At 64.3% G+C, this 15,107-nt stretch carries 12 protein-coding genes; 6 read left to right on the forward strand and 6 right to left on the reverse strand.

Features of this window, described 5'->3' with window-relative positions:
• Positions 1-48 precede the first annotated feature (48 nt).
• Together ACR30Z_RS05060 and ACR30Z_RS05065 are read left to right on the forward strand one after the other, a co-directional pair.
• A complete protein-coding gene (locus tag ACR30Z_RS05060) occupies positions 49-1,098 on the forward strand; it encodes an ABC transporter permease (RefSeq protein WP_144648000.1) in 1,050 nt (349 codons plus the stop codon).
• Between the two features lie 12 nt (positions 1,099-1,110).
• Entirely contained in the window at positions 1,111-2,037 is a 927-nt protein-coding gene (locus tag ACR30Z_RS05065; RefSeq protein WP_144647999.1) for an ATP-binding cassette domain-containing protein, read from the forward strand.
• Positions 2,038-2,092: 55 nt separating this feature from the next.
• Here ACR30Z_RS05065 and ACR30Z_RS05070 read toward each other — a convergent pair whose 3' ends face one another.
• Positions 2,093-3,112, reverse strand: a complete 1,020-nt coding sequence (locus ACR30Z_RS05070) for a LacI family DNA-binding transcriptional regulator (protein ID WP_244296430.1) — start codon at positions 3,110-3,112, stop codon at positions 2,093-2,095.
• A gap of 160 nt (positions 3,113-3,272) precedes the next feature.
• Here ACR30Z_RS05070 and ACR30Z_RS05075 point away from each other — a divergent pair, with 160 nt between their 5' ends.
• From ACR30Z_RS05075 to ACR30Z_RS05085, 3 genes are all read left to right on the forward strand, one after another.
• The gene (locus tag ACR30Z_RS05075) at positions 3,273-4,460 is read left to right on the forward strand and encodes a Gfo/Idh/MocA family protein (protein WP_144647997.1); all 1,188 of its coding nucleotides are present in this window, start codon (positions 3,273-3,275) and stop codon (positions 4,458-4,460) included.
• Complete coding sequence (locus ACR30Z_RS05080; protein WP_144647996.1) at positions 4,457-5,479, forward strand: sugar phosphate isomerase/epimerase family protein; 1,023 nt, start codon at positions 4,457-4,459, stop codon at positions 5,477-5,479. Before ACR30Z_RS05075 ends, ACR30Z_RS05080 begins: the two co-directional genes overlap by 4 nt.
• A 202-nt stretch (positions 5,480-5,681) precedes the next feature.
• The gene (locus tag ACR30Z_RS05085; protein WP_434371432.1) at positions 5,682-6,707 is read left to right on the forward strand and encodes a Gfo/Idh/MocA family protein; all 1,026 of its coding nucleotides are present in this window, start codon (positions 5,682-5,684) and stop codon (positions 6,705-6,707) included.
• Positions 6,708-6,783: 76 nt separating this feature from the next.
• Here the strand turns inward: ACR30Z_RS05085 and ACR30Z_RS05090 are convergent, their stop codons facing one another.
• Together ACR30Z_RS05090 and ACR30Z_RS05095 are read right to left on the reverse strand one after the other, a co-directional pair.
• Entirely contained in the window at positions 6,784-9,723 is a 2,940-nt protein-coding gene (locus tag ACR30Z_RS05090) for a chitobiase/beta-hexosaminidase C-terminal domain-containing protein (protein ID WP_434371433.1), read from the reverse strand.
• A gap of 119 nt (positions 9,724-9,842) precedes the next feature.
• Positions 9,843-10,634 carry a gamma-glutamyl-gamma-aminobutyrate hydrolase family protein gene (locus ACR30Z_RS05095; RefSeq protein ID WP_434371434.1) on the reverse strand — a complete coding sequence of 264 codons (792 nt, stop codon included), beginning with the start codon at positions 10,632-10,634 and terminating at the stop codon, positions 9,843-9,845.
• 61 nt (positions 10,635-10,695) lie between these two features.
• Here ACR30Z_RS05095 and ACR30Z_RS05100 point away from each other — a divergent pair, with 61 nt between their 5' ends.
• Entirely contained in the window at positions 10,696-11,829 is a 1,134-nt protein-coding gene (locus ACR30Z_RS05100; protein ID WP_434371435.1) for an LOG family protein, read from the forward strand.
• An 11-nt stretch (positions 11,830-11,840) separates the two neighbouring features.
• On the opposite strand, the gene ACR30Z_RS05105 is transcribed toward ACR30Z_RS05100, so the two are convergent.
• From ACR30Z_RS05105 to ACR30Z_RS05115, 3 genes are all read right to left on the reverse strand, one after another.
• Positions 11,841-12,842 carry a matrixin family metalloprotease gene (locus tag ACR30Z_RS05105; RefSeq protein WP_434371436.1) on the reverse strand — a complete coding sequence of 334 codons (1,002 nt, stop codon included), beginning with the start codon at positions 12,840-12,842 and terminating at the stop codon, positions 11,841-11,843.
• A gap of 67 nt (positions 12,843-12,909) precedes the next feature.
• Entirely contained in the window at positions 12,910-13,803 is an 894-nt protein-coding gene (locus tag ACR30Z_RS05110; RefSeq protein ID WP_434371437.1) for a matrixin family metalloprotease, read from the reverse strand.
• Between the two features lie 85 nt (positions 13,804-13,888).
• On the reverse strand, positions 13,889-15,046 hold the full coding sequence (locus tag ACR30Z_RS05115; protein WP_144648082.1) for a VIT1/CCC1 transporter family protein: 1,158 nt from the start codon (positions 15,044-15,046) through the stop codon (positions 13,889-13,891).
• Positions 15,047-15,107: the final 61 nt, after the last annotated feature.

Here is a 15,107-nt window from a genome sequence, read left to right on the forward strand (position 1 = left end):
ACTCGCCGGGCCCGGTGGAAACCGGGCCCGGCAGCAAGGAACACCATCATGACTATGACCCCCACCGCCGCAAAACCAATCGCAGCTGACGAGCGCGTCGGACAACGCAACCCGCTCCAGAAGCTCCTTGGCCGTCCGGAAGTCGGCGCCCTCGTTGGTGCCGTCGTCCTCTTCATCTTCTTCGCATCCGTCTCGCAGACGTTCATCCAGCCGAACGCTTTCGCCACGGTCCTCTACGGAAGCTCCACCATCGGCATCATGGCTGTTGGCGTGTCCCTGCTGATGATCGGCGGTGAGTTCGACCTTTCCACGGGCGTTGCCGTCATCTCCTCGGCGCTCACGGCCTCGCTCTTCAGCTGGTACTTCACCACCAATGTCTGGGTGGGGGTCATCCTGGCCTTGGCCGTTTCGCTGGGGATCGGCCTGATCAACGGCTGGATCCTGGTCAAGACAAAACTGCCCAGTTTCATCGTCACCCTGGCGTCCTTCCTCATGCTCACCGGCCTCAACCTCGGCCTCACGCGACTCATCGGCGGATCCGTATCGTCGCCGTCGATCTCGAACATGGACGGCTTCGACTCGGCGCAGGCCGTGTTCGCCTCATCGGTGTCCATTGGCGGCGTGGACGTCAAGATCACGGTCTTCATTTGGATCGCCCTGGTGGCGGTAGCCTCTTGGATCCTGCTCCGCACTCGGGTAGGCAACTGGATCTTCGCAGTAGGCGGCGATGCCAACGCGGCCCGCGCAGTAGGCGTCCCGGTCACGAAGACCAAAATCGGCCTCTTCATGGCCGTTGGTTTCTGCGGCTGGATCCTGGGCATGCACAATCTCTTCGCCTTCGATTCGGTGCAGTCCGGTGAAGGCGTCGGCAACGAGTTCCTGTACATCATCGCTGCGGTCATCGGTGGCTGCCTCCTGACCGGCGGCTACGGCTCGGCAGTGGGTGGCGCGATCGGTGCCTTCATCTTCGGCATGGCCAACAAGGGCATCGTGTACGCACAATGGAATCCGGACTGGTTCAAGTTCTTCCTGGGCTTGATGCTCCTGCTGGCCACCATCGTGAACCTGATCGTCAAGCGCCGGGCAGAGCTCAAGTAAAGGACCCGAACCATGAATGCACAACAGATTGACCAACAGACCCTGCTAAAGGATGAGAAGGACCCGTTGACGCACACACCAGTGCACCTGCTCTCCCTGGAGAACGTGGGTAAGCACTACGGCAATATCATCGCCCTGCGCGATGTCACCATGGCCGTGGACAACGGCCGCGTCACCTGCGTCCTGGGCGACAACGGCGCCGGCAAGTCCACCCTGATCAAGATCATCGCCGGGCTCCACCAGCATGACGAAGGCACTTTGCATGTGATGGGCGATGCCAGGAAGTTCTCGTCGCCCAGGGAAGCCCTGGACGCCGGCATCGCCACGGTCTACCAGGACCTGGCCGTCGTCCCCTTGATGCCCATTTGGCGCAACTTCTTCCTTGGCTCTGAGCTGACCAGCGGGTTTGGCCCGTTCAAGAGCATGGATGTCCAGAAGATGAAGGACATCACCAAGAAGGAACTCGCGGACATGGGCATCGACCTCCGGGACGTAGAGCAGCCCATCGGCCAGCTCTCCGGTGGTGAACGCCAGTGTGTGGCGATTGCCCGCGCGGTGTACTTCGGCGCGAAGGTGCTGATCCTGGACGAGCCCACGGCTGCGCTGGGTGTCAAGCAGTCCGGCGTCGTGCTCCGCTACATCCTGCAGGCCCGAGACCGTGGACTCGGAGTCATTTTCATCACCCACAACCCGCACCATGCCTTCCCCGTGGGCGACCGGTTCCTGCTGCTCAAACGCGGCAAGTCAATCGGCTACTACGACAAGAAGGACATCACCCTGGATGAGCTGACGGCCCAGATGGCCGGCGGTGCCGAACTGGCTGAACTGGCCCACGAGCTGGAGCAGCTCGGTGGCCACTCCGACGCCCTTGAGGAAGTGAAGGCCGAAGTGGCGGGTGTGGCTGACGCTGCCCCCGAGAGCCCCAGCAAGAAACACTAGGCTTTCGCTGAAAGTACTCTGCCCGGAGCCCTGGTGGCTTCGGGCAGAGTCGTTTTTACCGGAGGGCGGACGTCGTGCCACGCAGGACCAGCGTCGGCTCGATCAGCTTCCGCTCCGGTTGCAGCGACGGGTCCTCGATCCGTGCCAACAGCCTGTGTGCTGCGTCGATCCCCACGACGTCGCTTCGGTTGTCCACGGACGTGAGGTCCAGGTAGCGAGACTTTGCCAAGGGGGAGTTGTCATAGCCGATCACCGAAACATCATGAGGCACTGAGAGCCCGCGGGCCTTGAGCGCAGCAAAGGCCCCCAGCGCCATGGTGTCGTTGGCCGCAAAGATCGCAGTAGTGTCCGGGTGGTGCTCCAGCAGCCAGCAGGCTGCCGTATAGCCGTCTTCTTCCGAGGTTCCGTCGGACTCGCTGATGATGGACTCGACGCCGGCCGTCTCCACAGCGCGGCGGAAACCCGCCCGCCGGTGTGCGGAGGCGCCGTCGGCACCGGAGAGGTGGCCTACGCGGACGTGCCCCAACTCCAGCAAGTGGCTGGCGGCCATGGCGCCCCCGCCGTCGTCGTCGTTGGTGATCAGGTCGGCACCTGCCGGGACACCCTTGCGCCAGCCGGCAACCACGGTAGGAACCCATGTTGTGGACAGCATGGCTTCGCTGGGCTCGGCTGCGAGCACCAGGGCGTCCACGTGCATGGCGAGCAGGCCGTCCGTGGCTTCCTTGATGCGGTTCTTGCCGGGCCGCGAGTCCGCGAGCATCACTTGGTAGCCGAGGTTTGAAAGGACAGATTCCATGCCGCGGAGGAGATCGACGAACCAGAGGTTCCGGTAGTCGTCGATGACCAGGCCGATGCTTTTGGTTCGGGTGCTGGCCAGTGTGGTGGCGGCGCGGCTGGGCCGGTAGCCCAACTCGGAGATGGCTTTTTGCACGGCTCCCCGCCGCTTTTCGCTGATCCTTTCCGGGTCCTTGAGAAACAGGGAAACCAGCGACGGCGAAACTCCGGCATGGGTGGCGACGTCGTACAGGGTGGGACGTCGGCCGAGGGGACTGTTCTGCGTTTCGGGGCTGTTCAAGGGGATCTTCGGTGCCTTTCGTATCTCTTCTTGAGGATAGTCGGTCTGCCATTGACAGGACATATAGACATAGTTACGATCAAACCCAGCGTAAAAATTGTAGCGCTACAAAATGCCGCACAGCGCCCCACGCGGCGGCGAAATTTCGAAGGAGAAATCAATGGCTGAAAGCCTCGGCGTCGCCGTCATCGGTGCAGGTATGGCCGGCAAGGCCCACGCTGCCGCATACCGCACGGCATCTGCCCTCTACAGCCCCGTCCTGCCCCCAGTCCGCCTGGTCTCCATTGGCGACGTCAATGCCGAATTCGGTTCGCTGGCCGCGCGCCGTTTCGGGTATGAGCGCAACGACACGTCCTGGCAGGCCATTGCCGAAGCTGACGACATTGACGTGGTCAGCGTGGTCATCGCCAACTCGCTGCACCGCGAAGTGGTTGAAGGATTGCTGGCGGCCGGCAAGCATGTCCTGTGCGAAAAGCCGCTCAGCGATACCCTGGACGATGCCCGCGCCATGGCCGACGCCGCCCGTGCGGCGGAGGCCCGGGGAACGCTCGCCCGCATCGGCTTCACGTTCCGCCGCACCCCGGGCATCGCCTACATCCGCGACCTGATCGGCAACGGCACGCTGGGCAACGTACTGCACTTCAGTGGCCGTTACTGGACCGACTATGGCTTCAGCCCCGCCGCACCCATGAGCTGGCGCTACAAGGGCGGGCCCGGCTCCGGTGCGCTGGCCGACGTCGGAAGCCATCTGACGTACGTCTCCGAATTCCTCTGCGGCGACATCAAGTCCATCAGCGGCGGCCGCCTGACCACCGCGATCGACAAGCGGCCCCTGCCGCTCAGCGCTGTCATGGGCCACGACCACGTGGCTGTCAGCGACACCTACGAGGCTGTGGAGAACGACGACTACGCGGCCTTCAACGCAGAATTCGCCAGCGGCGCGGGCAGCTTCGAAGTCTCCCGTGTTGCCGCTGGTCACGCCAACAGCCTCCAGTTCGAGGTCTTCTGCGAGAACGGTGCGGCCAAGTTCGACCAGCGCCGCCCGTCCGAGATCCAGTTGTTCCTGAACGACGGATCCGGGAACGACAACGGCTACCGCCAGGTCATCCTTGGCCCGGGCCACCCCTACATCGCCGGCGGACTCGCCATGGATGCCCCCGAAGTTGGGTTCGGCCAGAATGACGCGTTCGGCTACCAGGCGCGGGCATTCCTCGAAGAGGTCGCAGGCCTCGGCGCGGAGTCTTCCCTGCCTCGATGTGCCACGTTCGACGAAGGCGTCCGCAACATGGAGCTCCTCGGTGCCGTCACCGAGTCCGCCCTCAACAACGGAAAGAAGATCACGCTATGAAGCTCGGCGTCTACAACGCGATCCTGCACGACCGCCCGTTGCCCGAAGCGCTGAAGGTCATTGCCGACCTGGGGCTGACGGGCATTGAGATCAACACGGGCGGCTTCCTCCCGGCCGTGCACGTGCCCACCTTTGACCAGATCCTGGAAAGCGACGCGGCCCGCGATGACTACCTGGGAATCTTCGAGGGCACCGGCGTTTCCATCGCCGGGCTGAACTGCAACGGCAACCCGCTGCACCCCAAGCGTGAAATCGGTGAAAAGCATGCGGAGGACATTCGCCGCTCCATTCGCCTGGCCAGCCGCCTGGGCCAGAACCGTGTGGTCACCATGTCCGGCCTGCCCGGTGGTGAACCGGGCGCCACCACCGTCAACTGGGTGGTCAACGCCTGGAACTCGGCAGCATTGGACGTCCTGGATTACCAGTGGGGAGTGGCCGCGGAATTCTGGAAGGAAACCGACCGCCTCGCTGCTGATCACGGCGTCAAGGTGGCGCTGGAGCTGCACCCGCAGAACATCGTCTTCAACACGGCGGACGTCTACAAACTCATCGAGCTCACCGGCGCCACGCATGTGGGAGTGGAGCTGGACGCCTCCCACCTGTTCTGGCAGCAGATGGACCCGGTAGCCGTGGTCCGCGAACTGGGACCCCTGGTCTTCCAGGCGGCCGCCAAGGACGTGCGCGTCAACACGGAGAATGCCGCGCTCTACGGCGTGCTGGACAACAGTTTCCGCAGGCTCTCGGCCGACGAAAACCGCACCAATCTGGGCGGCGACGAATGGGCCAACGAGTGGCCCAGGAACTCAGCCTGGGACTTCGTTGCGCTCGGCCGAGGGCACGATACCGCCTTTTGGACCGAGTTCCTCCGGGCTCTCCACGAGGTGGATCCGAACATGTTGGTCAACATCGAGCATGAGGACGTGTCCCTGGGGCGCATCGAAGGGCTTGAGGTTGCCGCCCAGGTCCTGCGGGATGCCGACGCAGCATTGGAAGCGTCCCTGAACGTCACTGCTCGATAAAGGCGGCGTGAGGCAAGGCGGCGGCATTGGGCCGCCGCCTTGCTGTGTAGGAAGACCATTTGCGAAGGGGACCGTGGAACCCCCGGGCTGCCGGTATATGGCAAAGTTGACGGTGTTTGACAGGACAAACTAACAAGGTCTAGTCTCGCCTGAGGAATCCCTCCTATGAGACAACCTTCTGCTGCACTGACGGAGACAGAACATGACGAAGCACGTGACCCTCGGCCTGGTGGGTGTTGGCCGGATCGGCGTGATGCACGCGAACAACATCAGCGCGCTCAACAAAGCCTTGGACCAGGACGGTGTGCAGGTCCGGCTAAGGCTCACGGACGTGGCGGAGGAACACGCACGTTCGGTAGCCAGCGATCTCGGAGCTGAGTTCCTGGGCTCCGTGGACGAGCTGATCGCCTCCGGAGTGGACGGATTGGTGATCGCTACGGGCACGGCAACCCACCCGGACCTCATCCGGGCCGGCGTGGATGCGGGCATCCCTGTCTTCTGCGAAAAGCCAGTGGCCGTGAACGTGGCGGAGTCACTCCCTGTCCTTGAGTACATCCGCGAGAAAGCCGGTGTGGTGCAGATCGGCCATCAGCGCCGTTTTGATGCCGGCTACCTGGAGGCCAAGCGCGCCTATGAGGCCGGGGAACTTGGGTGGATTCACTCCTTGCGGGCAGTCACCTGCGACATGGCCCCGCCACCGGTACAGTTCCTCGCGACATCCGGTGGGTTGTTCCGTGACTGCTCCGTCCACGACTTCGATATCCTCCGCTGGCTCACCGGCAAGGAGATCGTGGAAGTCTACGCAAAGGGCTCCAATAACGGCGACCCCGCCATCGGCGAGGTGGGCGACGTCGATACCGCTTTGGCTTTGGTCACGTTCGACGACGGCACGGTGGGAACAGTGTCGGCCAGCCGATACAACGGGGCAGGGCACGATGTCCGGCTGGAACTCCAAGGCTCGGAGCGTTCTGTGCTGGTGGGAATGGACCAGCAGATGGCCTTGCGTTCGGCGGAGCCCGGAGTCGCCTTCCCCACCGGAACCGCGCACGCGACCTTTGCCGAGCGCTTCGATCAGGCATACCGCTCCGAGATGGCCGCCTTCGTGGAACTCGTGCTGGGCCAGCGCAAGAACCCTTGCACTCCCGAAGACGCCGTGGCGGCATCCAAGGTGGCGGATGCGGCTCAGGAATCTCTGGAGACGGGCGTACCCGTAAGGGTTGCCAAGTAGAAGAGGGTGGACATAGCTGACGCGGGCCGAAGAGTCTGGGGGAAAACTCCGACCCGCGCCAGGTCCTTGGGGCTGGCTAGCCGATGACTTTCATGGCCTGCCAGCCGGTGCCGAGGCTGATCGGCGGCACGTTGGTGAGCGTTCCGCCTCCCGATCCGGGATACAGCCACAAAGTGTCTCCGATGCGGCCCACGACGTCGTTCTTACCGTCGCCGTCAAGGTCCCGTGGTCCGGCGAGCGCAGTCCGGGTTCCCCAGCCCGCCCCAATCTGCGTCCACTGCAGCCAGCCCCCGGTTCCATTGCCCGGATATAGCCATAATGCGCCTGTGTCCGTACGCCGCGCCAGTACATCTCCCTTGCCGTCACCGTTGAAATCGCCGGTGCTGAAGATGGCGTTCATGACGTCCCAACCCCACCCCACCGTGTACGGCGTACGCTGCCCTCCGGTGCCGTTGCCTTCATACAATCGGAGCTCGCCATTGCTTCGGCGGCCGATGAAGTCAGGGATGCCGTCACCGCTGAAGTCGCCCGGGGAGAAGAGCTGTGTCATGGTGCTCCAGCCGGTGCTGACCTGTGTCCGCGCACCGAAGCTGCCGGCACCGTCACCAGGGTAGAACCACAGGATGTCGCCCGCCCGGGCCAACAGATCAGGCTTGCCGTCCCTGTTGAAGTCCCCGGGAGTAACTGTGTCCGTGATGGTTGACCAGGCCGGAGCGGCCAGGGCTACTTGGCGTGGAAGGAGCCCGCCCGTGCCGTTGCCGGGGTACAAGTACAGGTTGCCTGCCGTATCGGCCGCCAAGACATCAGCGCGGCCGTCCCCGTTGAAGTCATGGGCCGACGGCGGTCCGGCTGCGGGCACGGTATAGGTCTGGGTGCCTACGGCCGATGTGTTGCCGGCAGTATCCACGCCGATGTACTTGAGCACCAAGGTGGAGCTGCCCATGGTGATGGGTGCGGCAGCGTTGTACTTGAAGTTGGTGGCCGACTCCGTGGCCGTCGGTGCACTGCCGTTAGTGGTGTAGTAAATGGCGGCAGGTTCGTTGGCGGACAATGCAATGGTGGCGCCGCTGGCCAAGGCACGGCCAGTGGGGTTGGCCGTGACCGTGGGAGCAGCCGTATCCGGCGGGACGGTATAGGTCTGCGTCGCAACCTCGGAAACGTTTCCTGCAGTGTCCCGGGCAAAGTACTTCAACGTCATGGGTCCGGGACCGTTGAACGGTATGGCCGTGCTGTAAAGAAGGCCGGCGGTCAACGGGTCGGTGCCATCCGTGGTGTAGCGGATTTCCGCCGGTTCGTTGGCAGTCAACGTGATAGTGGTGCCGGGTGTATAGGCGCCGCTGACTGGATTGGCTGTGACCACGGGCTTGGTGACGTCCGGACCCGTGGAATAGGTCTGGGTGACCACGGAGGACGAGTTGTTCGCGGCGTCCACGGCGAAGTACTTCAGGGTCAGCGGACCGCTCAGGGTCAGTGGAGCGGTGTACTTGCTGCTGGCCGTGGTTGGAGTGCTGCCGTTGGTGGTGTAGTAGATCGTCGCGGTCTCGTTGGCTGTGAGGGTGACGGTCTGACCCACGGCGTAGGTTCCGCCTGGAGGAGCGGGCGTGACCACCGGTGCCACGTTATCCGTTCCGAGGTAGGCCTCGAACTCGGCCAAGCCCGCATTGGTGGTGCTGGAACTCACCGACGTGATGTTGAGCCTGACGGAGCTGACTGTCTTGGCAGGGAAGTTGATAGTGAGGCCGGAGCCGTTGTTGGGCAGGGCGGGCACGGGCACCGTGCTGCCATCGGAGAACTGCAGGTTGCCACCGGTGATCTGATCGGTGAGGAGCGGGCGATCGGACAGCGTGACGGCGTTGATGGTTCGTGTGGGGGAGAAGGTGTACTGGATCCAGCTTCCTGCTTTCTCGCCGGCTGAAACCCACTCACGGGTGGCGTCCATGGGAGCGCCCCAGTGGTAACCGTCCCGGACCTTCTCCGGACTCTGGGCTGTTGCCTTCTGCGATGATGCCGTGACGGTGGTGCCTGCCGATTTGGCGGCATTTCCCACCCATTCGATGGCTGTGATGTATTGCCGTTTCAGCCATTCGTCGTAGGGCGAATCAGGGCACCCTTCGCCCGGGCTGCTGCAAACGTACATGTCGAAATCGGCGAACCGGACAAACGTGTCCACTTTGGCCGTGAGTTCGGCCCCGGTCACGTTCTGGGCATACTCGTCAATGACGTAGGCGTCGTAGGCCAGGGACGTGTGGGGACCGGTGTAGCTGCGCGTCGCAAGCTGGGCGAACTTGGCGGTGGCCCAGTGGTCGCTGTGGTCGTAGGGGGTGTTGAAGTTGCCGGTCCAATCCTGGGTGCGGAACGTCGTTGGCTGGAAGTTGGCCACCAGGCGGTTGAGCGCGGACTGGAACTGGGATTTGGTGAACGTTGCTGCGTTATCCACCGGGCGGATGGAGGACAGGCGTCCGTCCCACAGCTTGAGGATGCTCTGGCTGTTGTAGGCGGCGCTGCCCAAGCCGTTGGGGAAGCCGTCCGGCAGTCGCATGTACACCACCGAAACGTTGGGGGCGCCCGTCAGTGTGCGCATGGTCAAGGGACGGCCCGGGACCCCGGCATCGGACGTCGTCCACGTATTGGCGACACCGGCCATTTTGGCGTAGCTGGCCTGGATTCCGGATTCAAGGCTCCGCCAGTAGGTGGCTCCCTCACCGGCCTCGCCCGCCGTAGCGAACACCGTTTGGACGCAGCGCTTGGCTTGGATGTCCCTCATGAAGTCCGGACTGAGGAAGAGCAGGTCATCATCCGTGTGGGCCACGATCTGCATGGCCCCGCCGGTTCCGGCGCAGGGCGGAACTGCGGCCGCTGCAGGGATTGCCGTAGAAGTGATGAGTCCGCCGGAAACCAAAGCTGTCCCAAGGAGAATGCCAAGGACGCGTTTGGAGAAGGATCGGATGCTGAAGAGCGGGGATCGGGTCTTATGACGAGGATGACGACGAACGTATTTTGGACGGTCCACAACCATGCTCCTTGAGCAGATGTTGGGCCCCCCAGCCGGCAAACTTACGACGCCCCCCGGACGTCATTTTGGAAAGAGTGATGCCCTGCAGTACTCCCAGACGGCTGAAAGCGATGCAGTGAGCGCTACTGTACTCCTCGGCCCACATCCTGGGTAGGGGGCTGGCACGCATTCACGAAATTCTTGAACGGCATCAACCGCTCGGAATCAGGAAGCTGGGCCGCCTCCGGATGCCACTGCACGGACACCACCCACCGCGAGGGGTCTTCCAGCGCCTCCACGGTCCCATCATCGGCAAGTGCAGTGACCCTGAGTCCTTCGCCCACCCTGGCCACTGCCTGATGGTGTCCCGAAGCGATCTTGATGGTGGTCCCGGCCGGCGAGTCGTACAGCGCGGCGGTCTTGGAACCGGCAGAGAGGAGCACGTCATGCCAGGCCCATTCGCTGGCGTTGGGGCGGTGCGGATCCAAGCCATTGTGGTTCACCACGGACGGTTGCATATCCTGGATCAGCGTTCCGCCGTACAGCACATTCAACAGTTGGTGGCCACGGCAGACGCCCAATAGCGGCAACCCGGCATCGATGGTTGCGCGGGCAACGTCCATGTCCAGGTGATCCTGCTCCGGGTTCACGTCGTACAGTGATTCGTCCGGGTCCTGCCCGTAGAGGCGGGGATCGAGGTCGCCTCCTCCCGGAAGCAGCACGCCGTCGAGCGCTTTCATCTCAGTGGCCAGCCGCCCGGCACTGTCCGCAGAAACCGGGGTCAGCAGCACTGGCCGCGCACCCGCTTCGCGGAGCAGGTCCACGATGAAGGTGAAGAGCTCGTTGGCTTCACCCACCCGGGCGTCCGGGGTATCCGAACTGCTCAGGCGGACCGGGACACCGATGCGCGGGCGTACATCATCTGAACTCTTCATGCTTCATGATGCACCGCTCCGATGCCCCGCACACAAACGGCCGCGCTACTACGCTGAAACCATGAATCGCACCGGAGCCTTGAACCCGAGTCCGCGGACGCTCGACGTCGAAACCGTGGTCCACTTTGACCAGCTGGTCACCGCCGGCGCCGATTCCATGAACGGGTGGCGTGCCCAGTCCCTGGACCTTCGCGGCCACTCAAGGGAACTGAAGGCCTTGGACGCCCAGGGTGCCATCTTCCTGGGGTGCACGTTCGACGACGGCGTGGAAGAGAGCCTGCGCCGCCGTGGTGCGCTCCTCTTTCCCACGCTGCACGGAATTCCCTTCAACCCGTACCGGGGCAGCCTGTACACCGCCGCCGAACTCTACCCGGACATCACTTCTACGGAGTACGAATCCACCCTCGACGCACAGGTCTACCAGTGGAGCATCCTGCCCGGCCAACGGGGCAACCTGGATGCCACCCTCGCAGCTGCGCTGCACGATCACGCAATCGGCGATGCCCTGGACGAACTGCTGGACCACGGCGCGCTCGCCGGGACAAAGATAGTGGGCGTCATGGGCGGACATGCCGCCCAGCGCGGTACACGAGAGTTCGCGGACGCCGCGCGCCTGGGCCGGTTGTTGGCGCGGTCCGGCTTCGCCGTAGCCACGGGCGGCGGACCAGGAGCCATGGAAGCGGCCAACATGGGCGCCTACTTAAGCGGACTGCCCGACGCCGGCTCCGCAGCCGCGCTGGAAGCGCTCGCCGCAGTGCCGGGGTTCAGGCCTTCGGTGACGGCCTGGGCGCGCCAGGCGGCGGCCGTCGTCGAAAGCCATCCGGAGGGTACCCCGACGCTCGGCATTCCCACGTGGTTCTACGGACACGAACCGCCCAACCTGTTCGCCACCCACATCGCCAAGTACTTCGCCAACGCCACCAGGGAAGCCATCCTGCTGGAGCTCTGCAAGGGCGGGATCGTCTTCCTGCCGGGTGCCGCCGGTACGGTGCAGGAGATCTTCCAGGACGCCTGCGAGAACTACTACGGGGCGCCTGAGACGATCACTCCCATGGTGTTGGTGGGGCGGGAACATTGGGAGCGGACGTTCCCGGCCTGGCCCATGCTGCAAAGCCTCGCCGCAGGAAAGCCCATGGCGGACAGGATTTTCCTGGTGGACAGTGTGGAGGAAGCGCTCGCTGTAGTGTCAGGGTAGTCCGGCGGCCGTCAGAAGTCCTTGCTGCAGGGACCCATGCCCAGCTGGGCCAGGCCGGTTCTGTCGCCGGCTGCGTATTCGCGGACCCATGAGGCTTCGCCGAACATCAGCTGCCGCGGATCATCCACATGGTCCAGGCCCAAGAGATGCCCCAACTCATGCATGATGACAGCCACGCCTACCTCTTCGCCGCTGGAGGTATCCACAATCCCGGCGAACTGGGGAGCATCCAAGGACACGGTGCCGGTCACGTAGGCCTTGTAGCCATTGCTCAGGCCAATCGAGGAGCTTCCACCCAGGCCCACGGTCTGGCCGGTCAAGCGGGGCACTTGTTCGGGGGTGCTCCAGGCTATGAGGACTGGAGCCCATCGATCCCCGTATCTGTCGGGTTGATAGCCGGACCTGTTGGTGGAGGGCACCTCGGACGTGGGTCCGTCATAGATGAACCTCAACCCCGTGGCCACGCTGGCCCGCCTGATGGCTTCGTCCACCAGGGGCTGCCATGACGGGGGAGCCAGATCCGAATTCACGACGTAGTGGATGGGCCTGCAAGGCGAGTACGCCAGCGGGGTTCCATCTTCCTTGACGGCAAGGAACTTGTACGAGCCACTGGTCCGGTTCAAAGGTGCCGGGGTTCCCAGTGGCGCGTCAGCTTCTTCAAGTCCGGGCAAGGGGTCCTGGCGCTGGCCGAACGGCACCAGCCCAGGCCGGGCCGGCTGGCTCTGTGCGGCCGATGATCCGGACATAAATTGTTGCAGTTCACCGCTGAAGTAGGCTCCGGCGCAGACCAGGCCAAGGATTCCCAGCAGGAACACGATGGCTGCGATGCTGCTGTGCTTGATGGGCTCCCGGGTGGGCGGGGGATCCGGTGGACGGGGGACGGCAGGCAGGTAATGAGGCCGAGGGGGATCAGGGTCTGGCCACTTGGACGACCCATAAGGTTCCATGGAACCCCCTGACGTGGCGGCTGCGACGGGAGGTGGGGCGCCGCCGTCGGCCGTATTCGCCAGCATAGGTCCGTCGCCGCTGCGAGTCCATGGCGCAACTGCTGGAAGGTGGGACTACCGGAAAGGGACGCGCCTAGATGTCTTTGCGGCAGGGCGCCGCGGAGAGGAGGTGCAGGCCGTTCAGGTCTCCCGCAGCGAGTCCGTCCGGCGCGCCAATTTCCGGATACATGAGTTGGACGGGGTCATCCACATGGTCCAATCCCATGACGTGTCCTAGCTCGTGCTGGATGACTGCCAGGACGTAGTCGGCGCCTTCCTCGTTGGCGAGCAACTCGGCCACCTGCGGGGTGTCGAGTTCCAGGCTGCCGCTGATGTAGCTTTTGGGCCCGTTGTTGAGGGAGTACATGGTGCTGCCGCCGGTACCGATCACCGAGTCGGCCAGCGCCGGGACTGCTTCCGGCGTGGTCCAGGAAATCAGCAACGGAGCCCAGCGGTCGCCGTACTTGGACGGTTGGTACGGCTCGCGCCTGTCCACGGGCAGCTCGTCCGTGGTGCCGTCGTCAACAAACTGGATTCCCGAAGCGGCGGAGACGTTGGCGATCGCCGTGGCCAGCAGGGCATCTGAACCTTCGGGCGCGGACGCTTTGTTCACCACGTAGTGAAGCGGCCGGCAAGGGGAGTACCCCACGGGAGTGCCGTCGTCGTTCGTGGCCAGGAACTTGTACGAATCGTTGGTTACCGTGGGAGCGGGCGGTGAGGCCAACGGGGCATCGGCTTCCTCCAGGCCCGGGGGTGGGGCGTCAGTGGCGCGCGCAGGTACCGGTTGGGGCTGCCCGCCCTGCGGGAGGCCCGGCGCGCTGACGCCCGGGAAGAGTGCGGTGATGCGAGGGTCGCCGTGCAGGAAACCGCTCACCAGGACGGCGATCACCGCAGCGATGCCGGCCATGAGGACGCCGCGGAGGACGCGCCAAGCGAATCCTGTGCGCCGGTGCTTTGGCGCACGCGTTGCTTCCCGCTCCGAGTCCACGGTTCTCCATTCCTCATGCCCCGGTCACGCGGGGCAGCGCGGAGGACGAACCAACATTACGGTCTGCGGACTGAGCCGACCAAACTCAGACGATTGCTGCGCCGAACGCCAGCCCAAGCCCATACGTGGCAGCGGCGGCTCCCAGCCCAATGGCCAGCTGCCGCAACCCGCGGCTCAGCGGTGAAGTTCCGGACAACAAGCCAACGACGGCGCCGGTCGCCAGCAGCGCGATTCCCACCAGAACGCCTGCCACCAGCAAGGCGGCCACACCCGTCATGCCGAAAATGAAGGGAAGGATGGGCACAATGGCGCCCGAGGCAAAGAAGCAGAAGCTGGACAGCGCAGCGCCCCACGCCGAGCCCACGGATTCGTGCTCATCGGCAGGCGGCTTCTCGGGCTGCAGGGAGAGGCTCGGGTCGCAGTCGCAGCTGAACAAGCCCATGCGCTCCGCGGCTCGGTGTTCGGCGGCTTCCCGGGTCATGCCGCGGGCCAGGTACACCAGGACCAGTTCGTTGTGTTCGATGTCCAGGGACGGCGCAGCCGTAAGAGTGGCCTGCGTGGGCAACGTGGCGTTCAGCAATTCCCTCTGCGAGCGGACGGAAACGTACTCGCCGGCGCCCATGGACAATGCACCCGCCAGGAGTCCTGCCACGCCACTCATGAGGACTACGGGGCTGGGTACGCCGGTTGCGGCCATGCCCATGACCAGCGACAGGTTGCTCACCAGGCCGTCGTTGGCACCGAAGACAGCTGCCCGGAAGGTGCCGGACAATCTGTTGCGTCCACGCGTGGCCAGGCCCCGGACTACTTCCTCATGGATTTGCTCATCGGCCACCATGGCCGGGGTTGCGGCAGGCTCGGTGCCGTAAGGGGAGCGGCCTTCGGCGCGCTGGGCCAACGCGAGGACAAAGACGGAGCCGAAGTTCCGGGCCAGGAACCCCAGGAATTGGCTGCGCGCAGAAGCTGCCTTGGGCATCCCGGCGTGTTCCCCCAGGAGCTTGAGCCAGTGGGCCTCGTGCCTGCCTTCGGCCTCGGCCAAGGCAAGCAGGATCTGGCGTTCTTCGCCGTCACGTCGCTGGGCGAGTTCGCGGTACACGGCGGCCTCGGCGCGCTCATCGGCAAGGTACTGCCGCCAGCGCCTGATGTCCGATGCCGTTGGTGAAGCTGCGGTGTTTTCGGGGGCTGCCGATTCAGGGGTGGGGTCCGGAGCGGGGCTCGACGAGTTATGGGATTCCTGGTGCATCTGCACTTTGTCTCCTGTGCTGGGTGGGGTAGTTACGGCCCCATTGCACGCCCCACACTAC

It is taken from the genome of Paenarthrobacter sp. FR1 (assembly GCF_051106045.1).
GTDB lineage: Bacteria > Actinomycetota > Actinomycetes > Actinomycetales > Micrococcaceae > Arthrobacter > Arthrobacter nitroguajacolicus_A.